This window comes from Mesorhizobium sp. NPDC059054 (assembly GCF_042739215.1).
In the GTDB taxonomy this organism is placed as follows: domain Bacteria; phylum Pseudomonadota; class Alphaproteobacteria; order Rhizobiales; family Rhizobiaceae; genus Mesorhizobium.
The window spans coordinates 673,968-696,023 of sequence record NZ_JBHYHV010000001.1 but is presented as its reverse complement, the minus strand read 5'-3'; the positions used below and the strand labels follow the sequence as shown (position 1 = coordinate 696,023).

The following is a 22,056-nucleotide window of genomic DNA, read 5'->3' as shown; positions in this document are numbered from 1 at the left end:
AGATCAATTCATCTGATGAAACGTGAAAAATCGTGCCGGTCTAGTTGCGAACCGTTTGAAGTCGGAAATGGCCAGGGCGAGCCCGGCCATCTCTTCTGGCTATGAACTTGCCCGAGATCAGTCCAGCTTGATCGGCGCGTATTTGCCGTCATGCCACTGATTGATGTCATACTTGGCGTTCTTCAGGTCGCCCTTCTCGTCGAAGATCACCTCGCCCACGACGGTGCTGATCGGCTTACCGTCCTTCAGTGCAGCGGCGACCTTGGCCGGATCGTCGCTACCTGCACGCTTGATGCCTTCGGCGAAAGCCTGGATCGTGGCGTAGGAGAACAGCGTGAAGCCTTCCGGCACGAAGCCCTTGGCCTTGATCTTCTCAATGGCGTCCTTGGCTTCCGGCCGCGCCTGCGGATCGGACGGGAACACGAACATCGTGCCCTCGCCGGCCGGGCCGGCAACCTGCCAAAATTCCGGACTGGCGATCGAATCCGGCATGATGAGCTGGAACTTGAAACTCTGCTCAGAGGCTTGCCGCAGGATCAGACCGGCTTCCGGATGATAGCCGCCGAAATAAACGACGTCGGCCTTCAGTTCCTTCAGCTTGGTGACGAGCGCCGAATAGTCCTTCTCACCCGCGTTGATGCCTTCGTAGAGGACTTCCTTCAAGCCGCCCTCGTTCATGGTCTGCTTCACCGCATCGGCGACACCCTGACCGTAGGCACTCTTGTCATGCAGAACGACAACATTCTTGCCCGCGTATTTCTTCGCGATCCAGGGGCCGACGAAAGCGCCCTGCGCATCGTCACGAGTATAGAGACGCATGATCGTCGACCAGCCCTTCTTGGCTGCGTCGTCGGTCATGATCGGGTTGGAGGAGGCGGGGCTCATCATCAGCGCACCAGCTTCCGCATAGACGGCGGAGGCCGGAATGCTCGAGCCTGAACATGCATGCCCGTCGATGAACTTGACGCCGTTACCGACAATACGGTTGGCTACCGAAACCGCCTGCTTGGGGTCGCACTGGTCATCTTCGACATCCAGCTTGATCTGACGCCCCTCCACGCCACCCGCGGCGTTGATCGCCTCGACGGCGGCTTGCGCGCCCTGCTTGAACTGATCACCGATCGTGGCGAGCTGTCCCGTCATCGGACCAACCACCGCGATGGAGATATCTTCGGCATAAGCCGCCGAGGCGCTGAGCGCCGCGGCGAGCAGGGATACGCCCAGTAATTTTGGTGTTTTCAATTCGACTCTCCCATTTGTTGCGCGCCGTTTGGCGGCGCATGGTTGGAATGAGAGAAAAAACCCCTCTTCGTCAAGACCTCCATACAGCAATGTATGGTCAAATTCGGCCCAGCGCATCGTTCCCCGAAAGCGAAAACCGCGCCGGTCTTGTCACGACCGGTCGCGGTTTTTCTCGTTGACCGCTCTCCGCTTAACGCTGGAGACGTCATCTTCCCTGTTTTCCGAACGGTCCGGATTGCCGGCCGTCTTCTCTCACTTATGATCACCGTTGGAGCGGTGTTGCCGTCCTTTTTGGGAACGGAAATCAGTGCGTCGTCATCCAATCGCGCGCATCGCGCAGCGCTTGTGCGATCTCGCCCTTGGACATGGCGGACGAGAGTTCCGAGCGCCATTCCGCAGCGCGCAGCGAACCTTTGATGGCCGCAATGTTGAACCATTTGTGAGCAGCGATGACATCGGTCTCGCAATCGCGGCCGGTCGCGTACATCATGCCCAGTTCGAAGAGAATGTCGGCCTGCGCGGTTGCGCCCATCGTGCCGATCCCTGCTTCAAGCATCTCGAAACGTGCCATTTGAAATCCCCTTGTCTGACCCTGTTTGCTCCTGAAAGCCGCCGTCCGTTTCTTGGTGTGGACGTGCGCTCTTCCGATGCTTCGAAGGATGCCGGGGACGCTTGAATCCGTCGTTAAACGGCGTGCTTAATTTGAGGAAAACAAAGCTAAAACAAGAAGTAAACGTGAGAAACCGTTAAGGATAGGAAGAGCGCAATTGCTGGGTTTCCGCTCAAATTCGATGAAAATTCGCGGATGCGAAAACAAGGTTTCGCTAACCACGGCGAAGCTTCCATTTTGGTAAGAAGTCAAAATCGTGGTTTCAGACGGCCTTCCGGAGATCAAAGAAACCCCCTTTCCTTCCCCAGCGGCACGGCTTTTGTTTTGTCAGGGACTGGATTAGCTTCACCAGGCGTAAGGGATGGAGAGGCTGGACCCTGTGTCCAGTTGAAGCGCAAAGGGAGGAGGAACTCGATGTTTCGCAAAGTGGGCCTGGCACTCGCTGCCACATTGATCATGTCGGGTGTGGCGCTCGCCGATCCGATCGAAGGTAACTGGAAGACCGCATCCGGCGCGACCGCCGCGATCTCGGGCAGCGGCTCGTTCTCGATCACTCTGAAGACCGGCAAGCATGCCGGCAAGACGATCGGTTCCTTCAAGGCAGCCGGCGACGGCAAATATGCCGGCACCATCACCGACCCGGAAACCGACAAGACCTATAACGGTAAGGCTTCGCTCTCCGGCAGCTCTCTGAAGATGAGCGGTTGCGTGTTGGGCGGCCTGATCTGCAAGAGCCAGACCTGGAACAAACTATAGCCCGCCTGTAAGCGGATGACAGCAGGGCGTTTCCGGATCCGGAAACGCCTTTTTTTATGCGGTCAATTGCGGTGCCTCTCCCCCTTCCTCGGAAGAAGGAGACGCAACGTCCCAGTTCCCGTCAATCATTTTGAACAGTGGATGAACGGCAACCTCAGAAGGGGTTCAGCCGCGTTCGGGCATTCTCCCCAGCATTGAAGGAGAGACACCCAGATGTTCGCGCGCCGCTTCACCATCGTCTGCCTGCTGACGGCGCTGTTCGGCATGGGTTTCGCGATCCTGGTCGCCGAACACAAGCGTCCAGGTGGCGATTGGGACCTGGCAGGCCTGCGATGCGGCATCGCCTGCTCCAGTTCATTTGCAGCCGATTGACCGACAACAACACGAAAACCGCCATGACCTCGTTTGCCCAAAACGCCCTCGCCGCCTTGAAGCTTCTGCCGCGCGCGACGCTGATCCTTATGCTTCTGGCGGCTCCAGTCCTGGCTGTGCCGACGATGCGCACCAATGCCGGCTCCACCATCGAAGCACCGGCACTCCAGAAGAAGGGGCTCGGGCTGGTGCTGCTGGTGAGCCTGCAGCGCGGTTAGAGTGCCGTGCGTCCATCGGGACGCATAAAGGACGCTCCGTCAGTTTGATCTGGCGTATGGTCCGAAATCGAAGCCGATTCTCGGGGGCATGCGTTGAAGTGCAGAACTTTCAACCACATCTAAAAAAGCAGATACAAATCCGACTTGGCGAGGCTGCCCCTCCCAACTGTCATTTTCCATCTCTATAATGGGTCATGGAAAACCGAATCTACCCACAAGCCATCGAAACCGTGGTCATGCCGGAGCCCTATGCCCGGCAATCCTTCGACGATGCGGGCAAGGCCGTCGAGGCGCTGCATACGCTGTATGAACGCAACACCAAGTTCCTGCGCGATTCCTTCTCGGCGCTGGCCGCCGGTGGCGATAACGACAAACGCTACCGCGCCTTCTATCCCGAGGTGAGCGTCGTCACCAATTCCTTCACCCAGGTGGATTCGCGCCAGGCCTATGGGCACATGCCCACCCCCGGCCAGTTCTCGACCACGATCACCCGACCGGATCTTTTCCAAAGCTATCTGACAGAACAGCTCCGGCTGATCATGCGCAACCATGGCGTACCCGTGATCGTTTCGGAATCGGAGACGCCGATCCCGGTGCATTTCGCCTTTCTCGAAGGAACCTATGTCGACAGCGCGGCAGCCGAGCGCATCCGCCGCCCGATCCGCGACCTGTTCGACGTGCCGGATCTCGACGGAACCGATGACCAGATCGCCAACGGCACCTTCGAGGTAGCGCTGGGGGACCCGCGACCGCTGGCGCCGTTCACCGCGCAACGCATCGACTATTCGCTGCACCGGCTGACGCACTACACGGCGACAAGCCCGCAGCATTTCCAGAACTTCGTGCTGTTCACCAACTACCAGTTCTACATCGACGAATTCTGCGCGATGGCGCGCGATCTGATGGCGAAGGGTGGCGAGGGCTACACGGAATTCGTCGAGCCGGGCAATGTGGTGACGAAACCCGGCGCAACGACGGCAAGCGAAGGTGTGGCGCCACCGCGCCTGCCGCAGATGCCTGCATACCATCTGAAGCGCGGCGACCACGGCGGCATCACCATGGTCAATATCGGCGTCGGCCCCTCCAACGCCAAGACGATCACCGACCATGTCGCGGTGCTGCGTCCGCATGCATGGCTGATGCTTGGCCACTGCGCCGGCCTGCGCAACACGCAGGCGCTGGGCGATTATGTGCTCGCGCACGCCTATGTTCGCGAAGACCACGTGTTGGACGACGACCTGCCTGTATGGGTGCCGGTGCCGGCGCTTGCGGAGGTGCAGGTGGCGCTTGAAGAGGCAGTGGCCGAGGTGACGGGGCTTGCCGGTTACGATCTCAAGCGGGTGATGCGTACCGGCACGGTCGCCACCATCGACAACCGCAACTGGGAACTGCGCGACCAGCGCGGGCCTGTACAGCGGCTATCGCAATCGCGCGCGATCGCCCTCGACATGGAATCGGCGACCATCGCGGCCAACGGCTTCCGTTTCCGTGTGCCTTACGGCACGCTGCTATGCGTTTCGGACAAGCCGTTGCATGGCGAGTTGAAACTTCCGGGTATGGCAACCGAATTCTACAAACGGCAGGTGTCGCAGCATCTCACCATCGGTATCCGCGCCATGCAGAAGCTGGCTGAAATGCCGATGGAGCGACTGCATTCGCGCAAGCTGCGCTCCTTCTCGGAAACCGCATTTCAATAGACAACCGGCACCAGCCGTCAGTCACCGTTCACCAATTCGAGGATGAGCCGCTGAATCACTCCGCCCGAGCCCATCTCGATGCGGTCGAAATCGCGGCTTTGCTGACGCTGCGCGATTGAAGCGTCGGAAAGCGGTTTCTGGATTTCCCGGCGGATCTTCTGGCAACCGGGATCCTTGGACACGGACACGCCGATGGTGGTCTGTTCGATACGCGCCAGCATCGCCTTGATGTGCTCGCCATGCACCTTCTCATGGCGACGAAGACCTTCGATGAAGATATCCCAGCGTTTCTGCACCACTGGCGGCAACGGATTTGCCGGTTTGGGCAGCGTGTAAGTGATGATGAGCGTTGGCGTTGCTGACTTCAGCGTGCAGCCGCCATTTTCCGGCACGTAGTTTCGTCTCCATGTGAGCTTGAAGAAGGTGTGCGCGATGACACGGCCACCGCTTCTTCCCACTTGTGGCCCGTTCTGGCCGATCGATGCGTAGAGTTCGGCACCGGTTGTTCCAGTGACGGCGTAGGGTTTCTCCTGCTCGATCGTCTTAGCGGCAGCGGGTGCGACCACCAGAAGCACTGCCGCACATGCCGTCAGCGTCAGTATCCCAAGCCCAGTCTTTGGAGTCATGCCGTCCCCTGGCCATGATGCGGTTTTGCGCGCGCACCATAGAAGGCGGAAAGGCAACGATCAAAGTGGAAATGAAGGCCGAAGCCGCGGGCCTCAGCGATCTTTTACAAGTTTGGCGACCAAAGCTTCCACACGACCACCTTCGCGATGCTCACGCTGGTCATAGACGACCTGCTTGGCCTCGTATTCGTCGTAGATCGCATCGACCCGCCGCTGCGCTTCACGCTGCGTCTTGATGCAGTGCGGGTCGTTGGCAACGGCAAGACTTGCAACGGCGCGTTCGCCAGCGGCTATTCCCTGCCTGGCGATGCGGCCATGCGTCTGCTCATGCGCCCGCACGCCAGCGAAGAAACGCTGCCAGCGCTTGCGCAGCGCCGGCGACATGGGCGTCGTCACGCGCGGATACATATAGGTCATGTCCAGCGTCGCGCTGGCGGCCCTGAGATGGCAGACATCCGCCTTGGCCTTCAGGTCGAAGTCCCACTCGACGGTGTAGGAAGTCTGCGCAATCGCTCGGGTCAAGAACCCGTGCTTGGGACCGCTCTTGTCCATGGCTTCGATCAGCGCCTTGCCACTCTCGCCTTCGATGTCATAGGTGCGGATGTGGGTGACGACCTTGGAACCGGCCATTGCGATGCCTGGCAGCGTGCCAACTACCGCCAGCACGGCGAGACTGCAGAAAATGGACCGGCGCATCAATACCCTCCCGGCTCGCCCAGTTTATTACTCTTGGGGTGCGAGCACAGGATGATAAAAGCTGCCTTGCGGTCGAATTAAGGCGCTTAGGTTCCTTTTGGCGCCTTACTCTCGAAACTACATGTTCTGGTAGACCGGGCCCTCGCCACCCTGCGGCGGCACCCAATTGATGTTCTGGTTCGGGTCCTTGATGTCGCAGGTCTTGCAGTGCACGCAGTTCTGCGCGTTGATGACGAAGCGCACATCCTTGGCTGACGGATCAGCCGCGGCGTTGCCTTCGGCATCCACCCATTCGTAGACACCAGCCGGACAGTAACGCGTCGACGGGCCGCCGAAGACGTCATGTTCCGAGCTCACCTGCAATGTCGCATCCTTGACCTGAAGGTGGACCGGCTGGTCCTCTTCGTGGTTGGTGCCGGACAGGAAGACCGAAGAGAGGCGATCGAAGGTCAGAACGCCATCGGGCTTCGGATAGACGATCTTCTGATGTTTCGATGCCGGCTCGAGCGAAGCGGCATCCGTCTTGCCGTGCTTGAGCGTGCCGAAGGGCGAAAAACCGAACAGCGTGTTCAGCCACATGTCGAGGCCACCAAGGCCGACGCCGACGATGGTGCCGAAACGCGACCACAACGGCTTGACGTTGCGTACCTTTTTGAGGTCCTTGCCGATGTCGCTGCCACGCCAGGCTTCCTCATAGGAAGCGAGTTCGTCATTGGCGCGACCGGCGGCAATGGCTTCCGCGACATGCTCGCCGGCGAGCATACCGGACAGCACGGCGTTGTGCGAACCCTTGATGCGCGGCACGTTGACGAGGCCGGCGGCACAGCCCATCAAAACACCGCCCGGGAAGGACATCTTCGGCACCGACTGCCAGCCGCCCTCGGTGATGGCGCGGGCGCCGTAGCCGAGACGCTTGGCGCCAGCAAAGGTCGGCGCGATGGCCGGATGCGTCTTGAAACGCTGGAATTCCTCAAAGGGCGACAGATATGGGTTCTTGTAGTTGAGGTGGACGACGAAACCGACCGCCACCTGGTTATCCTCGAGATGATAGAGGAAGGAGCCTCCGCCGGTCTTCATGTCGAGAGGCCAGCCGAAGGAATGCTGGACGAGACCCAGCTTGTGATTCTCCGGCTTGACTTGCCACAGTTCCTTGAGACCGATGCCGAACTTGGCCGGCTCGCGGCCGGCATCAAGCTGGTATTTGGCGATGAGCTGTTTGGCGAGCGAACCGCGTGCGCCCTCGCCGATCAGCACATATTTGCCCATCAGTGCCATACCGGGCGCGAAGTTCGGCCCGTGCGACCCGTCTTTCTCCACCCCCATGTCCCCGGTGTAGACACCGGTGACCGCGCCTTCCTCATTGTAGAGAAGGCCGGCAGCGGCGAAGCCGGGATAGATTTCCACGCCCAGAGCCTCTGCCCTGCCAGCCAGCCAGCGGCAGACATTGCCCAGCGAGACGATGTAGTTGCCATGATTGTTCATCAGCGGCGGCATGAGGACATTCGGCAGCCGGAACGAACCGGCGGGTCCCAGCACAAGGAAATGGTCTGCCGTGACCTCTGTCTTGAACGGATGATCCCCGTCCTCGCGCCAGCCGGGCAGAAGACGGTCAATGCCGATCGGATCGACGACCGCGCCGGACAGGATGTGGGCGCCTGCTTCGCCGCCTTTCTCCAGCACCACGACGGAAAGATCCGGATTGACCTGCTTGAGCCTGATCGCTGCGGCGAGCCCCGCCGGCCCAGCGCCGACGATCACCACGTCGAATTCCATGCTCTCGCGTTCGATTTCGCTCATCAGGTCCCTCCGCACTGGCTTGCCGTTCCGGCATATTGCTGGCTCATGCGCTCCATAGCGCATCATTCCGCGACGCGAAACCGGCACGGAACGACGGCACCGCATTCGCCACAGGTGAAGCCGTCACGTTTTCCAGAATATTTTACGTTCACGTAAACGTCAATTACGCGACATGCTTGAAAACTGACGCTTTTCGAGACACCGGATATCGGTCATAGTCCTGTTCATGCGCATTCATGGGCCAGCCGGCTTAGCAACATCGCGCCTCTGTTCCGCTTCAGGCCTGCTGTGGCCGGCGGCTGTCCTCGGTTTTCTCCTGTTAGTCTCTCCGGGCCAGGCTCAAAAGAAACAAAAGGTTTGGGAAAGCGGAGCTTATTCCTTTTCCGACGAACTCGGTGGCTTCCGCATCAGGGGCGTTTCCGGCAAGGGCACGCGCAAGGACCCGATCGTCATTGACGAGGAACTCAGTTCAGCGACGCCGGTGACCCTGACAATCCGCACGATCAAGCCGATCCAGCCCTTCGACAGCACGGGCGACTATGCCAGCGGCATCATCTACATGCGCATCAACACGCTCAACAGCAGCGGCCATCCCTGGGTGGAGTTCCAGTTCGAACTGCAGGAAGTCCTCGACCAGCCGAGCGTGTTCGGCGACGGTCTTTCCTTCGACCAGCGCAACAAGACGCCCGAAAATATAGCGTCCTCAAATTTCGCGACTTTCGACCGCAATTTCGAACCCTACGACCGGCTGCTATTCACCAAAGGCAAGGTCGATGCACGGGAAACGGCAGAATTCGAATTTCTTATCACCGACTATACCCCACGCTGGACCTTCTATCTGATGCAGGATCCGCGCATCCCGTCGAGTTGATGGCTCATTGTGGCGAGCTTTTCGAAAAGCTCGCCATCAGCCATACTCGTCTCATGAGCAGTACCATCCGGACACTGTTTCCACTGTGGCGCCCTCCCGCCACCCGTGGCCTGGTGTTGCTCGCGATCCTTATCGGTTTTCTCGCAGCGGCACCGTCGCCAAGCCACGCCGACGGGCACAAGGCCTGGTCTTGCGGCCCCTATTCCGTTTCGGACGAACTCGGCGGTTTCCATATCACCAACGTTTCCGGCAAAGGGACACGCAACGACCCCGCTGTGATCGACGAAGAGCTGGATTCACCAGCGCCCGTCACGCTGACCATTCGCACCACGCGGCCAACCGTGCCCTTCGATCCCTCCGGGGACTATGCCTCCGGACAGCTTTACCTGCGCATCAACGCGCTCAACAACAGCGGCGAGCCTTGGATCGAGTTCGCGTTCGAACTTCAATCCGCCGTCGACTACCCGAGCGACGATGCCGACGGGCTTTCCTTCGACCAGCGCAATGTGAACCCCGACAACATCCATTCGGCCAACTATGCTGAATACCACAGGGAAATGCGCCCCTACGACCGGCTCCTGTTCAAGAATGGCCTTGCCGATCCCAGACATGTCGCGGAATTCGAATTCCTGGTCACCGACTACACGCCGCACTTGGCAATCTATATGGTGCAAGAGCCGCATGTCCCCTCGAGTTGAGCTCGTGCCGAATACCGGATCGGTCTTCATCCCCTGCCGATAGGTCGGAGGCAGGATCAAATGGGTTGAACCAGCCGAACACAACCTGCCCCGAGCTTGCAATTTGGCGCCCGTCGGAAGATGGTGCGGCCATGAATGCCGCCCCTTCCCACAACCGACCGGACTTCTACGAGTTGCTGGCCTTTTATGCGGAGGCCGGGGTCGATGAGGCCTTGACGGAAGAGCCGGTGGACCGCTTCGCCGAGGCGGCGCAAGCCCGCAGCGCCGCGCGTGCGGCTTCCGCTCCCGAACAGCCGTCCTCCCCGGATCGTCGCAATCAGTCTGCGGGTGCGCCGGCCTTTGCGGAAAACAACCCGGCCGCTCCGCCTCCCGCCCAGCGTGTTCCGGCCGTGGCCGCGGTGCCCGACGAAGCACAGGTACAGCTCGCGCGCCAGCTCGCCACCGGGGCTTCCAACCTGGATGAGTTGCGTGAAGCCATGGCCGGCTTCGACGGCTGCAACCTGAAATTTACAGCCAAGAGCCTCGTCTTCGCCGATGGCAATCCGAACGCAGCCCTGATGCTGGTCGGCGAAGCCCCCGGACGCGACGAGGATCTGGAGGGATTGCCTTTCGTCGGCCGCTCGGGGCGATTGCTCGACCGCATGCTGGCAGCGATCGGCCTCGACCGAACCTCTGCCTACATTGCCAACGTCATCCCTTGGCGTCCGCCGGGCAACCGCACCCCAACCCCGCACGAGACGGAAATCTGCCGGCCATTCATTGAACGGCAGATCGAACTGGTCAAACCAAAGGTCCTGGTCAATCTCGGCGGCCCTTCGGCAAAGACACTGCTCAACACCACCGAAGGCATCCTCAGACTGCGTGGCAACTGGCGAGCCCATACGACGGCAAGCGGCGCGGCGATTCCTGCGATGCCGACCTTGCACCCGGCCTATCTGCTGCGCACCCCGGCGCACAAGCGACTGGCCTGGCGCGATTTCGTCGAGGTGAAGATGAAACTGCGCTCGCTCTCGTGAATCACGATCTGCCCGGGATTGCCCCGGGCAGACGAGTTGCTCAAACCGCTCAGGCATGCGCCTTTTATCAAGCTGCCTGGCGACGCAGGCCGACATATTGCAGTTCGGCGAACAGGGCCACGGCGATGGCCTGAGCGCTGACGAAAGCAATACCGAGCAGGTTCGGCGAGACAACGCCGGAGACCAACAGGCCGAAACTGGCGACGACCCACAACGCATTGATCGCGATGATCTCGACCAGCATGGTGCGCGATACGGTCTGCCGGCGCGAAACCGCAAGCACCATCAGGACGAATGGCACCAGCGCGGCACCCGCCCAGAACAGCAGGCTCTGGGGAATACCCAGCAGCGGGCTCAGCATATGGGCACCGCCAAGCAAGATGATCGCAGTCGCGCCGCTCGCCAGCGCGTCGAGCAGCAGCACATTGCGAAGAAACGGGGAAACGGAAATCTGCATGGTCTTTCTCCTGTCTCACGATGCAGCGGACCGTCCGGCATCTGATGAGCGGAGATTGACAGGCCGGTTCGGCGACGGCGATTACGCGCCAGGTAATGGAAATGAATTTTCCCAAGTCATAGATTTGCAGCCACCCGACCCGATCGCCTCCCCAGGCGAAAGCGCACAGGCCGCCGCCTCTCGTTCGACGAAACAGGATTTCCATGAACACGACCCAGACTTCCGCCGGTTCTCTCATTCGCGAATGGCGCACACGCCGACGCATGAGCCAGCTCGATCTCGCCATGGAAGCCGAAATCTCGCAGCGGCACCTGAGTTTTGTCGAGAGTGGTCGCGCCCTGCCGTCGCGCGACATGGTGCTGCGGCTCTCCGAACAGCTGTCGGTGCCGCTGAGGCAGCGCAACCAGATCCTGCTCGCCGCCGGTTTCGCGCCTTCCTTTGGCGAACGTTCGCTGACCGATCCCGATCTCGCCCCGGCAATGGACGCCGTGAAACTCGTGCTGAAGGGACATGAGCCCTTTCCTGCGCTGGCCGTCGACCGACACTGGAATCTCGTCGCCGCCAACGACGCCCTTGCGCCGATGCTCGCAGGCGTCGGTGACCCGTCCCTGCTGCAGGCACCGGTGAATGTGCTGCGGCTCAGCCTGCATCCGAAGGGCGTCGCCCCCAACATCGCCAATCTGGCCGAATGGCGCGCGCATCTTCTGGAACGGCTGAAACAGCAGATCGAGGCCTCGGCCGACCCAGTCCTCGAAGCGCTCGAGGAGGAACTGCGCGCCTACCCCGTCCATTCGAGTACACGGCCACCCAAGCTGGAGACCAATGCAATCGTCCATCCCTTGCGTCTGCGGCTTGGCGACACGGTGCTGTCGTTCATCAGCACGACCACGGTGTTCGGCACGCCGCTCGACGTGACGCTTTCGGAACTGGCGATCGAAACCTTCTTTCCTGCTGACGAAGAAACACGACAGGCCTTGAGCCGCCTCGCGTTGGAGAGGGCGAAGGCGGCAGGGCAAGCCTGATCAGCCGGGTGGCTGCGAGGCCTTCCGCGCTGCCGCACGCTCGAGACCCAGTTGCCGCTCGCGCCAGATGATGAAAAGGCCGGCGGCAACCACGATCGCACCGCCCACCAGCATATGCAGCGTCGGCACATCGCCAAAGGCAAGATAACCGACGACGATGCTGAGCAGCATCGAGGTGTATTCGAATGGCGCCACGACCGAAGCTTCGGCATGGCGATAGGCCGAAGTCATGAGGATCTGTCCCAATCCGCCGCAGAAGCCGGCCAGGATAAGCAGCACGATCTGTCTGGTTGCCAGCGCCTGCCAGCCGAACGGAATGGTCAGCAGCGCCAGAATGCTGGCTGTCAGCGAGAACCACAAAACGATGGTTGCCGTGCGTTCGCTGTGCACAAGGCTTCGCACCAGAAGCATGGCAACCGCCGAGATCCCTGCCGCGATGAAAGCGGCGATCACACCCAGCACTTCCTGGTCGCCGAGCGCAGCGCCGGAACGCAGCAAGGTGAGCGTAGGCCAGGAAATGATGACAACGCCGATGAGGCCGACGACGACCGCGCCCCAGCGGTAGATACGGATGGTCTCCCGCAGGAAGATGGCGCTGAACACCACCACCAGCAGGGGCTGTGCATAGTTGAGCGTAATCGCTTCAGGCAGGGGCAGACGCGTCAGGGCGAAGAAGCCGAAGCCCATGGCACAGACACCCACGACGCCGCGCGCGATATGATTGAGCGGACGTCTGGTGGAAAAGGCCGTGCGCAATTCGCGCCGGAAACCGAGGAAGATCAGGATCGGGAAGATGGCGAAGAAGGAACGGTAGAAGACGATCTGGCCGGCAGGCAGCTCGCCAGCCGCCTTGATCAGCGAGGACATTGCCACGAACACCGAAACCGACAGGATCTTCAGGGTGATGCCGAACAGCGTGCGCGGCTGGACGGAAGATGTATTTGACGTCACTGCATGTCGGCGTCCCGCATCGCCCACCGGATGCGCGCCGGTGTAACGCTCGATCGCAAATCGCGAAGGATGAGGGCATTGTCCTCGACCCGGCGAACCGAAGCGCCCATCCCGAATCTGGGGGTGACGACAGTCATGGCAACCTCATAGGGGATCGGAGAAGGCTGGAAGAGCCAGGAGATAAGCGTGCCGGTAGTTTTGTCGAGGGACGGTTTCGTGTAAAGAGCCGCAACCCCTTTTATATTGCCCCAGCGGATGCTGGCTACGCCGAAATCATCAGGAAAAATCGACGGATGCGCACAGATACCGGCCAGGTCTTCAGGCTCGAAGATTATCGTCCCAGCGACTATCTGATCCCAAAGACCGAGCTGATCTTCTCGCTCTCCACGGATGCGACCCGGGTTACCGCCACGCTCACCATGGAACGCAGGCAAGGCGTGGCTGCGGGAGCGGCACTCGTGCTGGATGGCGACGAACTGAAGCTTGTCGGCGTTTCGATCGATGGCAAGGCGCTTGGCACGGCCGATTATGCCGCGACACCGGACCAACTGACCATCTTCGCGCCACCCGCCAAGCCCTTCCGGCTGACCATCGAAACGGATGTGAACCCGTCGACGAACAGCACGCTGATGGGCCTCTACCGCTCAAGCGGCGTCTACTGCACGCAATGCGAGGCAGAGGGCTTTCGCCGCATCACCTATTTCCTGGACCGGCCCGACATCCTGTCGGTCTATACCGTGCGCATCGAGGCGGATCGCAACGAGGCGCCGCTTTTGCTTTCCAACGGCAACCCTATCGAACATGGTGACCTTCCCGACGGCAAGCATTTCGCCGTCTGGTACGATCCCTTCCCGAAACCGAGCTACCTGTTCGCTCTTGTCGCCGGCAGCCTCGGCAGGGTGGCCGATGAATTCACCACCATGTCGGGACGCAAGGTCGATCTCGGCATCTATGTGGAGCACGGCAAGGAAGCGCTTGCGGGCTATGCGATGGATGCATTGAAGCGCTCGATGAAATGGGACGAAGAGAAGTTCGGCCGCGAATACGATCTCGAAGTCTTCAACATCGTTGCCGTGTCCGATTTCAACATGGGCGCGATGGAGAACAAGGGCCTCAACATCTTCAACGACAAATATGTTCTGGCCGACGAGCAGACTGCGACCGATGCCGATTTCGCCAATATCGAAGCGATCATCGCGCATGAATATTTTCACAATTGGACAGGAAACAGAATCACTTGTCGCGACTGGTTCCAGCTTTGTCTGAAGGAAGGGCTGACGGTTTATCGCGACCATGAGTTCTCGGCCGATCAGCGTTCACGCCCCGTCAAGCGCATCGCCGAAGTGCGCACGCTGCGCGCCCACCAGTTCCCTGAAGACCAGGGGCCGCTGGCGCATCCGGTGAGGCCGCGCCGCTATCGCGAGATCAACAACTTCTACACCGCGACCGTCTACGAAAAGGGCTCGGAAGTGGTGCGTATGATCCGCACCATTCTGGGCGCCGACACCTTCCGTGCCGGGATGGATCTCTATTTCGAGCGCCATGATGGCGAGGCTGCCACCATCGATGATTTCCTGAAAGTGTTCGAGGACGTGTCCGGCCGCGACCTCTCCCAATTCGCGCTGTGGTACCATCAGGCCGGTACACCGTATGTGACGGTGAGTTCCAGTTACGATCAGAACGCGCATATGTTCACCCTCGAGATCGAGCAGTCGCTTGCTCCGACGCCGTCCGAGAGCCGCAAGCGTCTGATGCACATCCCGCTGGCATTCGGCCTCGTTGGAGCCGATGGCAGGGATTTGCCGTACGGAAGCGCCGATGGCGCAACGGTCGAGGACGGTGTCATCCACCTGCGCAAGCGGCACCAGACGGTGCGTTTCACCGGCATCGCCGAGCGGCCTGCGCTTTCGCTGAACCGCGGCTTTTCCGCACCGATCACGCTTTCGCTGGAACAGAAGCCGGAAGACCTGATCTTCCTCGCAGGCAACGACAGCGATGCCTTCTCACGCTGGCAGGCCTTCAACACGCTGCTCACCGACGCCCTCGTTGCCGCTTTTCGCAATATCCTTGGTGGCAAGCAGCCGGAATTCGGCGACCATCTCAATGCTGTGGCCGGGCGCATAGCCGCGGATACATCGCTGGAGCCGGCGTTCCGGGCGCTGGCGCTGACCTTGCCGGGCGAAGCCGATATCGCGCGCGATATCGGCAAGGGGATCGACCCCGATGCCATCCTGGAAGCGCGCCAGGCATGCGCCCGCACCATAGCTGCGGCCAACGAACAGGGCTTCAAGCATCTCTACGAAGAGTTGCGCGACAGCGGGCCGTTCCGGCCCGACGCAGACGGTGCGGGCCGGCGCGCGTTGCGCAACGTTCTGCTCGACTACCTTGCGCTGCTGCCCGGTGGCGCCCACCTTGCCGCCGACCACTTCGACAACGCCACCAACATGACGGACAGGGCAGCGGCCCTCGCCGTTCTCGCTCACCGTCATACTGATTCCGCTCAGGCCGACAAGGCCTTGAAACAGTTCGAGAAACAGTATTCGAGCGATGCATTGGTGATGGATAAATGGTTCATCATCCAGGCCGGCGTGCCGGGGCCGCGCGCCTTGGAGACGGTCCGGGCGCTGACCAGACATCCGGCCTTTTCGATCGGCAATCCAAACCGCGTGCGCGCCCTGATCGGAACCTTTGCAGGTGCCAACCAGACCGGCTTCCACCGTGCCGATGGGGAAAGCTATCGCTTCTTCGCCGACATCGTCCTGGAGGTCGAAAAGCGCAACCCGCAGGTTGCCGCAAGGCTTGCCACAGCGATGCGGTCATGGCGCTCGTTGGAACCCATACGGCAGGGCAAGGCACGAGAGGCGCTGGTGTCGATCCTCAAACAGGAAAAGCTTTCAGCCGACCTGAAAGACATCGTTGAGCGCACGCTGGCCTAGCTGAAGGTCGAAATCGGAGGCCGACGCTCAAAACGTCGGCCGATTTACTGAATCTTCAATCTTTTTTCGCTCCCCCCACTGGACAAGGCGAATCACCTTTGATTCTTTAATGGCGATTCGGAAGTACGGTGTTGCCGGATCATCATCGGGGAAATTCGGGGAGAGCCATTGCATGGCCAAGGCGGACGCGTTGCGCGCGCCCGGACGGGTAGCTTTTGAGTGGCGCAGCAGACCGCGCCGCAGCAGTGCCTTGATCGGCAATGCTCGGCTGATCGCCGGTCCCGCCTACGGCAAGCTGCTGGCCGCCGAACCGGTGCTGCGCCGGCTGATCCCTTCCCTGATCATCCTTTTCCTGATCGTCGTGGCCTGCCTGCGCTTCCTGTCGATGATGAGCTGGCACGACGATATCGAACGCAACGCCAAGACAATTCTCACGCTTTCCGCCGGTGAACTCGCCAAGGCAGGCGCTGCCGCGCCCGCCGCCGATCCGCACGAACTGCTCGAAGATGCGGTGCGCCAAGGTTCGCTCAACGCGGATCATATCCTTGCCGTAACCGACCGGGACTTCAAGGTGCTGGCGGTTTCGCCTAAGTCGACACGCTGGCAGGGCCATGCGCTCGACAGCGTCATTTCCGGAGGTCAGCCGCTGTTCCTGTTCGGCGAACGCGCCGGTGTGCTCGACGTGCGGATCGGCGACGCCGAATGGTATGCCGCCGTCGACCTCAGGCCTGACGGCAAAGGCGCTGCCGCCGTTCTCGTTCCGCAGGAGGCGGTGTTCCTGGAGTGGCGCAAGGCCGTTTCGCTGAACGTGACGCTCTTCGTGCTCACGGCAGGCGTGCTGCTGATCGTGCTCTACGCCTATTTCTGCCAGGTGACGCGCGCCAAAAGCGCCGACCGCATCCTGGGGGATTCCCTGCAGCGCATCGATATGGCGCTGGTCAGGGGCCGCTGCGGCCTCTGGGACTGGGACATGGTCCGCGGCAAGATGTACTGGTCGCGCTCCATGTACGACATGCTGGGCTACGAACCCTGCGAGACCATGCTCTCCTTTGGCGAAGTCGACGAGATCATCCATCCCGAGGACGGCAATCTGTTCGAGTTGGCCGAGCGCATCGTGGCGCGCGAGATCGACCAGATCGACCAAGTCTTCCGCATGCGCCATGCCAACGGACAGTGGGTGTGGATGCGCGCCAGAGCGCAGGTGATGGATCCGGACGCCCCGGAAATCCAGCTCATCGGCATCGCCGTCGACGTGACCGAACAACGGCACCTGGTCCTGCGTTCCGAAGCCGCGGATCTCAGGCTGCGCACGGCAATCGAGAACATCAACGAATCCTTCGTGCTATGGGACACGTCGGAGCGGCTGGTGATGTGCAATTCCAAGTTCCAGCACGATAACGGTCTCTCCGACCGCAGCGTCATGCCTGGAACACCACGCACCGAGATCGAAGAGCGCATGCTGGCCTTCGCATCCGAGCGGCGGCTGGCCAACGCCAATGGCCCGAATGGCGGCATCACCATCGAGCGCCAGCTGGGCGACGGCCGCTGGCTGCAGGTGAACGAACTGAAGACACGCGACGGCGGCACAGTGTCGGTGGGTTCCGACATCACACAGATCAAGCAGCATCAGGACAAGCTCATGGACAGCGAGCGGCGCCTGATGGCGACCATTCACGATCTCAGCCTCGCCCGGCGTGCGGAAGAAGAGCGCACGCGCGAACTGGTCGAGCTGAACCGCAAATACATCCGCGAAAAGGACCGCGCCGAGGCCGCCAACCAGGCGAAATCGGAATTCCTGGCCAATATGTCGCATGAACTGCGCACGCCGCTCAACGCGATCATCGGCTTCTCGGAATTGATGGAACAGGCGCTGTTCGGGCCGCTGGGCTCGGGGCGCTATGAAGAATATGCCACCGATATCAATTCATCGGGCAAGTACCTGCTTGGCGTCATCAACGACATTCTCGACATGTCGAAGATCGAGGCCGGCCAGTTCTCGATCGACCGGGAGCAGATCGATCTCGGTCCGCTGATCTCCGAGACGGTGCGGGTGGTCTCGCTCCAGGCGGCTCAGAAGGCGATCACCGTGGAAACGCGCATCGCCGACAGCCTGTCGCTGGTTGCCGACCGGCGCGCCATCAAGCAGATCGTCATCAACCTGCTTTCCAACGCGGTCAAGTTCACCGGCCAGGGTGGGCATATCGTGGTGAAGGCGCGCAATGCGTCAGGTGCATTGACGCTGACTATCGAGGACAACGGCTGCGGCATTCCGAAGACAGCGCTGGGCAAGCTCGGCCGCCCATTCGAACAAGTGCAGAACCAGTTCTCGAAGAACCATACCGGCTCAGGCCTTGGGCTCGCCATTTCACGCTCCCTGGCCGAACTGCATGGCGGCGCGCTGAAAATTCGCTCCACGGAAGGGGCTGGCACCATCGTGTCGGTGCGCATCCCCCTTCGGAAAGTCCCGCAACCGGTTCGGGCGGCGGCCTAAGCCGCCCCCGGAAAGGGCAGCGAAGCAAAAAGCTGCAGGCTTTTCGGATAAGCATCACGCGAGAAAACGGAGAACACCCGGCGGCAACCGCCGCCGGGCCGTCTTCAGCGAAGATCACTCAACCTCGCTCTGGCGATGGTCGCGCCCGCCACGCTTCGGCAGTTCGGCTTTTTCGATCTTGCCGTCATTGTTCTTGTCGAACAGCGCGAACATCTTCTTCTGGTGCGCGGTGACGTCCTCCTGGGTGAGAACGCCCTCGCCCTTGCTGTCGTAGCGTTCGATCATGCGCTTGGCCCTGCGCTCAAAACGCGCCTTTTCAAGCGCTGCGGCAAGCTGTTCGACGGTGACCTTGCCACCATTGTCGGCGAGGATTTTTTTCAACTCCGGATTCATCGCCTCCGAGAATTGATCGAAGGTGATGCCGCCGTCAGAATCCTTCAGGGCCTTCTGAAGGCGCCAGCGCGTGCCGTCGCGCATGTCGCCGCCCCTGTTCGGTTCGGCATAGGCGGTGGTTCCAACGAGGCCGGCAAGGGTCGCAAATGCGAAGGCAAGTTTCGTCGACTTTTTCATCGGTTTCTCCTGTTGCATCGTCACCCCCGATGCTTCGGAAACGGTTCTGAGGCGTCAGTTCCTCATAAGCGTTTCCCACGAAGCAAAAGGTCGAAGTCTTTCCTGACCTTTCGCGACGTCTCTTTGAGGTGCGCTTCCAGCACCGTGAAATCCGGCAGATCGGTTGCTGCCAAAAGAAGGTCGACCAGCCCCGGCGGCACGTCATCACGTTCGAACGTGCTGGTCAGGCATAGCCTGATCATCTGGGTGACCGCCAAATAGAGCGAATATGCGTCGTTAAGCTCCTGTTTCACTTCCGGATCGGCGAAGCTGGACGCCAAGCGCGCCAGCGTCTGGGCGGTGCCAGGCGTGCGCGCATCGCCTTCGAGCTGGCCGGTGATGGTCGCAACCTGGGCGACGAATTCCAGATCGATCAGGCCACCAGGAACGAGCTTGATATCCCACAGGTCATGTGGCGGCTTTTCCTGCTCGATCAGCTTGCGCATTTCGGCGGCCTCGGCTGCTACTTTGGCGCGATCGCGCGGCTGCGCGAGGATGGTGCCCACTTCCGCCTCGATCTCGGCGCAAAGCGCCTCGTCACCGGCAACCGCCCTTGCCCGTGTCAGCGCCATCTGCTCCCAGGTCCAGGCCTCCTGCCGCTGGTATTTGCGGAAGGCATCGACATGGGTCGCCACTGGGCCCTTGTTGCCGGACGGGCGCAGCCTCAGATCGAGCTCGTAGAGCACGCCTTCGGCGGTCGGCGCCGAAACGGCGGCGATCAGGCGCTGCGTAAGGCGTGCGAAATAATGCGACGGCGCCAGCGGCTTCTCGCCGTCGGACTCTTCCGCCTGTTCGTCATGGTCGTAGAGAAGGATCAGGTCGACATCGGAACCAGCGGTCAACTCCCGGCTACCGAGCTTGCCCATGCCCAGAAGCGTCACCCTGCCGCCAGGCACGCGGCCATGACGCTGAGCGAACTCGTCCATCACTGCCTGCAACGCGGCGCCGATGGTGAGGTCGGCAAGATCGGAGAAAGCCCTGCCGGCGCGGGTTGCATCGATGGAGCCAGCAAGCAGGCGCACGCCGATGAGAAACTTCTGCTCGGCCGCGAAGATGCGCAGCCGGTCAAGCACATCCTCATAAGGACGATCGCCATCGATAAAGGCCGCCAGCCGCGCCGAGAGGTAAGCGCGGTTCGGCAATTCAGTCAGCAAGGCCGGGTCAAGCAAACCGTCGAACACATGCGGACGGCGGGTGATGATCGCCGCCAGCCGGGGCGCCGCACCCATGATGGTCGCCATTAGGCGAAGCAGCCCAGGGTTGGATTGCAGCAGCGAAAACAGCTGGATGCCCGCCGGCAGACCGGACAGGAACTCATCGAAGCGCATCAACGCCTCGTCGGCGCGACGCGTCTTGCCGAAGGCCTCCAGCAATGCCGGCGTGAGTTCGGTGAGACGTTCGCGCGCCTCGGCCGACCGCGTCACGCGATAGCGGCCAAAATGCCAGGTGCGGATGACGCGGCATATATCGCTCGGCCGCTGGAAGCCCAGCTGATGCAAAGTCTGCAATGTATCGGGATCGTCGACGTCGCCGGTGAAGACAAGGTTGCCGACGCCGGCCGACAGTTCGGGCGCCGCCTCGAAAAGGGCCGCATAATGGCCCTCCACCTGCTGCAGGGCTGCGCGGAAGGTCGCAGCGAACGTCCCGGCATCCTTATAGCCCAGCATATGGGCGATACGCTCCAGTCCCTCATCATCTTCCGGCAGCATGTGGGTCTGCTCGTCCGCCACCATCTGGATGGCGTGCTCAACGCGGCGCAGGAACCAGTATTGATTGGCGAGAACATCGCGTGCTTCGGCGGTGATCCAGCTGCGTTCGGCGAGTTCGCCCAGCATCGGCACCGTCTCGCGCCCGCGCAATTCCGGAAACCGGCCACCAGCGATCAGTTGCTGAGTCTGGACGAAGAACTCGATCTCGCGGATGCCGCCGCGGCCGAGCTTGACGTTGTGGCCTTTGACAGCCACCTCGCCGTGACCTTTGTGGGCATGGATCTGGCGTTTGATCGAATGGACGTCGGCGATCGCCGCATAGTCCATGTATTTGCGCCAGACATAGGGCTGAAGTTCCTTCAGGAACGCTTCGCCTGCCGCGATATCGCCGGCCACGGGCCGGGCCTTGATCATCGCGGCGCGCTCCCAATTCTGTCCCCTGCCCTCGTAGTAGGTCAGTGCGGCTTCCACCGGGATAGCCAGCGGCGTCGATCCCGGATCAGGCCGCAGCCTGAGGTCGGTGCGGAACACGTAGCCGTGCTCGGTACGATCCTGCAGGATACGGACCAAGCGGCGGGTCAGCCGCGAGAACAATTCGGTGCCGTCGAGTGGATCGATCACCGCCGGCGCTTCCGGATCGAAGAAGACGACCAGATCGATGTCGGACGAGAAGTTCAGCTCATGGGCGCCGAGCTTGCCCATGCCGAGCAGGACCCAGCCGGATTTCAGCGTCGGGTTCTCGGGATCGACTAGCTTCAGCTTGCCTTGTCCATGAGCATCGCGCAGCAGAAAATCGACAGCTGCGCGGATCGAAGCATCGGCGAGATCGGAAAGCCGGCGCACGGTCAGTACCGTCTCGGCCACACCGCCCAGATCGTCCACAGCGATCAGGAAATGCGCCTCTGCCTTCAGACGGCGTAACTCCATCATCAAACTCTGTTCGGAGACGTTTTCGGCGCGCGCCGCAGCCCCCATGGCTTCGGTGATCGCGGCAAGCCGTTGTTCGACCGTTTTCCCGAACAGCGCATCGAGTATCTGCGGGCGACGCCGAGCCAGATCACGCAGGAACGGAGACAGATCGAAGACGGCAGCCAGGAAATCCTGCGCTGCTCCCTTGCCGGCAAGGAATTTCGCCAGACGCGGTAACTCGTCTTCCTTGGCCGCTGCGGCGATGTCGGCGAGTTCCTCACGCGCATGCCCAGCGTCGAGCGGCGCGAGTCTGGTTTTCGGCTCCAGCCGCCAATCCACCTTGTCCCGCTCTGCCGCAGCACTTGCCGTCATC

20 protein-coding genes are annotated in these 22,056 nt (G+C 61.2%); 10 read left to right on the top strand and 10 right to left on the bottom strand.

Annotation, left to right across the window (positions count from 1 at the left end; all coding sequences use genetic code 11):
* Positions 1–117 precede the first annotated feature (117 nt).
* A complete protein-coding gene (locus ACFWXH_RS03285) occupies positions 118–1,242 on the bottom strand; it encodes a branched-chain amino acid ABC transporter substrate-binding protein (RefSeq protein ID WP_379117482.1) in 1,125 nt (374 codons plus the stop codon).
* 304 nt (positions 1,243–1,546) lie between these two features.
* Complete coding sequence (locus ACFWXH_RS03280; RefSeq protein ID WP_379117480.1) at positions 1,547–1,813, bottom strand: sel1 repeat family protein; 267 nt, start codon at positions 1,811–1,813, stop codon at positions 1,547–1,549.
* Between the two features lie 453 nt (positions 1,814–2,266).
* Here ACFWXH_RS03280 and ACFWXH_RS03275 point away from each other — a divergent pair, with 453 nt between their 5' ends.
* The 4 genes from ACFWXH_RS03275 (at position 2,267) to ACFWXH_RS03260 (ending at position 4,895) form a co-directional block, all read left to right on the top strand.
* Positions 2,267–2,608, top strand: a complete 342-nt coding sequence (locus ACFWXH_RS03275; protein WP_379117478.1) for a DUF2147 domain-containing protein — start codon at positions 2,267–2,269, stop codon at positions 2,606–2,608.
* A gap of 213 nt (positions 2,609–2,821) precedes the next feature.
* Complete coding sequence (locus ACFWXH_RS03270) at positions 2,822–2,980, top strand: hypothetical protein (protein WP_379117476.1); 159 nt, start codon at positions 2,822–2,824, stop codon at positions 2,978–2,980.
* A gap of 23 nt (positions 2,981–3,003) precedes the next feature.
* Complete coding sequence (locus ACFWXH_RS03265) at positions 3,004–3,198, top strand: hypothetical protein (protein WP_054309437.1); 195 nt, start codon at positions 3,004–3,006, stop codon at positions 3,196–3,198.
* A 194-nt stretch (positions 3,199–3,392) separates the two neighbouring features.
* Positions 3,393–4,895, top strand: a complete 1,503-nt coding sequence (locus tag ACFWXH_RS03260; protein WP_379117474.1) for an AMP nucleosidase — start codon at positions 3,393–3,395, stop codon at positions 4,893–4,895.
* Positions 4,896–4,912: 17 nt separating this feature from the next.
* Here the strand turns inward: ACFWXH_RS03260 and ACFWXH_RS03255 are convergent, their stop codons facing one another.
* The 3 genes from ACFWXH_RS03255 to ACFWXH_RS03245 all read right to left on the bottom strand — a co-directional run bounded on the left by ACFWXH_RS03255 (position 4,913) and on the right by ACFWXH_RS03245 (position 8,014).
* Positions 4,913–5,521 carry a DUF922 domain-containing Zn-dependent protease gene (locus ACFWXH_RS03255; protein WP_379117472.1) on the bottom strand — a complete coding sequence of 203 codons (609 nt, stop codon included), beginning with the start codon at positions 5,519–5,521 and terminating at the stop codon, positions 4,913–4,915.
* A gap of 93 nt (positions 5,522–5,614) precedes the next feature.
* A complete protein-coding gene (locus tag ACFWXH_RS03250; RefSeq protein WP_379117470.1) occupies positions 5,615–6,217 on the bottom strand; it encodes a DUF922 domain-containing protein in 603 nt (200 codons plus the stop codon).
* A gap of 117 nt (positions 6,218–6,334) precedes the next feature.
* Entirely contained in the window at positions 6,335–8,014 is a 1,680-nt protein-coding gene (locus ACFWXH_RS03245; protein WP_379117468.1) for an electron transfer flavoprotein-ubiquinone oxidoreductase, read from the bottom strand.
* Between the two features lie 226 nt (positions 8,015–8,240).
* Between ACFWXH_RS03245 and ACFWXH_RS03240 the strand changes: the two genes are divergently transcribed.
* The 3 genes from ACFWXH_RS03240 to ACFWXH_RS03230 all read left to right on the top strand — a co-directional run bounded on the left by ACFWXH_RS03240 (position 8,241) and on the right by ACFWXH_RS03230 (position 10,599).
* Entirely contained in the window at positions 8,241–8,885 is a 645-nt protein-coding gene (locus ACFWXH_RS03240) for a hypothetical protein (RefSeq protein WP_054308847.1), read from the top strand.
* A 53-nt stretch (positions 8,886–8,938) separates the two neighbouring features.
* Positions 8,939–9,583, top strand: coding sequence for a hypothetical protein (locus ACFWXH_RS03235; protein WP_379117466.1), 645 nt, complete (start codon positions 8,939–8,941; stop codon positions 9,581–9,583).
* 131 nt (positions 9,584–9,714) lie between these two features.
* A complete protein-coding gene (locus tag ACFWXH_RS03230) occupies positions 9,715–10,599 on the top strand; it encodes a uracil-DNA glycosylase family protein (protein WP_379117464.1) in 885 nt (294 codons plus the stop codon).
* A gap of 67 nt (positions 10,600–10,666) precedes the next feature.
* Here the strand turns inward: ACFWXH_RS03230 and ACFWXH_RS03225 are convergent, their stop codons facing one another.
* Positions 10,667–11,056, bottom strand: coding sequence for a hypothetical protein (locus tag ACFWXH_RS03225; protein WP_379117462.1), 390 nt, complete (start codon positions 11,054–11,056; stop codon positions 10,667–10,669).
* Positions 11,057–11,259: 203 nt separating this feature from the next.
* Between ACFWXH_RS03225 and ACFWXH_RS03220 the strand changes: the two genes are divergently transcribed.
* Positions 11,260–12,078 carry a helix-turn-helix domain-containing protein gene (locus tag ACFWXH_RS03220; RefSeq protein WP_379117460.1) on the top strand — a complete coding sequence of 273 codons (819 nt, stop codon included), beginning with the start codon at positions 11,260–11,262 and terminating at the stop codon, positions 12,076–12,078.
* Here ACFWXH_RS03220 and ACFWXH_RS03215 read toward each other — a convergent pair whose 3' ends face one another.
* On the bottom strand, positions 12,079–13,029 hold the full coding sequence (locus tag ACFWXH_RS03215; RefSeq protein ID WP_379117458.1) for a DMT family transporter: 951 nt from the start codon (positions 13,027–13,029) through the stop codon (positions 12,079–12,081).
* Positions 13,026–13,166, bottom strand: coding sequence for a hypothetical protein (locus tag ACFWXH_RS03210; RefSeq protein WP_379117456.1), 141 nt, complete (start codon positions 13,164–13,166; stop codon positions 13,026–13,028). The genes ACFWXH_RS03215 and ACFWXH_RS03210 overlap by 4 nt, the downstream gene beginning before the upstream one ends.
* A 156-nt stretch (positions 13,167–13,322) precedes the next feature.
* Between ACFWXH_RS03210 and pepN the strand changes: the two genes are divergently transcribed.
* Positions 13,323–15,965 carry an aminopeptidase N gene (pepN, locus tag ACFWXH_RS03205; protein ID WP_379117454.1) on the top strand — a complete coding sequence of 881 codons (2,643 nt, stop codon included), beginning with the start codon at positions 13,323–13,325 and terminating at the stop codon, positions 15,963–15,965.
* 172 nt (positions 15,966–16,137) lie between these two features.
* Positions 16,138–18,456 (top strand): PAS domain-containing sensor histidine kinase, encoded by a 2,319-nt coding sequence (locus ACFWXH_RS03200; RefSeq protein ID WP_379117452.1) that lies wholly within the window; start codon positions 16,138–16,140, stop codon positions 18,454–18,456.
* 114 nt (positions 18,457–18,570) lie between these two features.
* Here the strand turns inward: ACFWXH_RS03200 and ACFWXH_RS03195 are convergent, their stop codons facing one another.
* A complete protein-coding gene (locus tag ACFWXH_RS03195; RefSeq protein ID WP_379117450.1) occupies positions 18,571–19,026 on the bottom strand; it encodes a hypothetical protein in 456 nt (151 codons plus the stop codon).
* A gap of 62 nt (positions 19,027–19,088) precedes the next feature.
* Positions 19,089–22,055 (bottom strand): bifunctional [glutamine synthetase] adenylyltransferase/[glutamine synthetase]-adenylyl-L-tyrosine phosphorylase, encoded by a 2,967-nt coding sequence (locus ACFWXH_RS03190; RefSeq protein WP_379117448.1) that lies wholly within the window; start codon positions 22,053–22,055, stop codon positions 19,089–19,091.
* Position 22,056 lies beyond the last annotated feature (1 nt).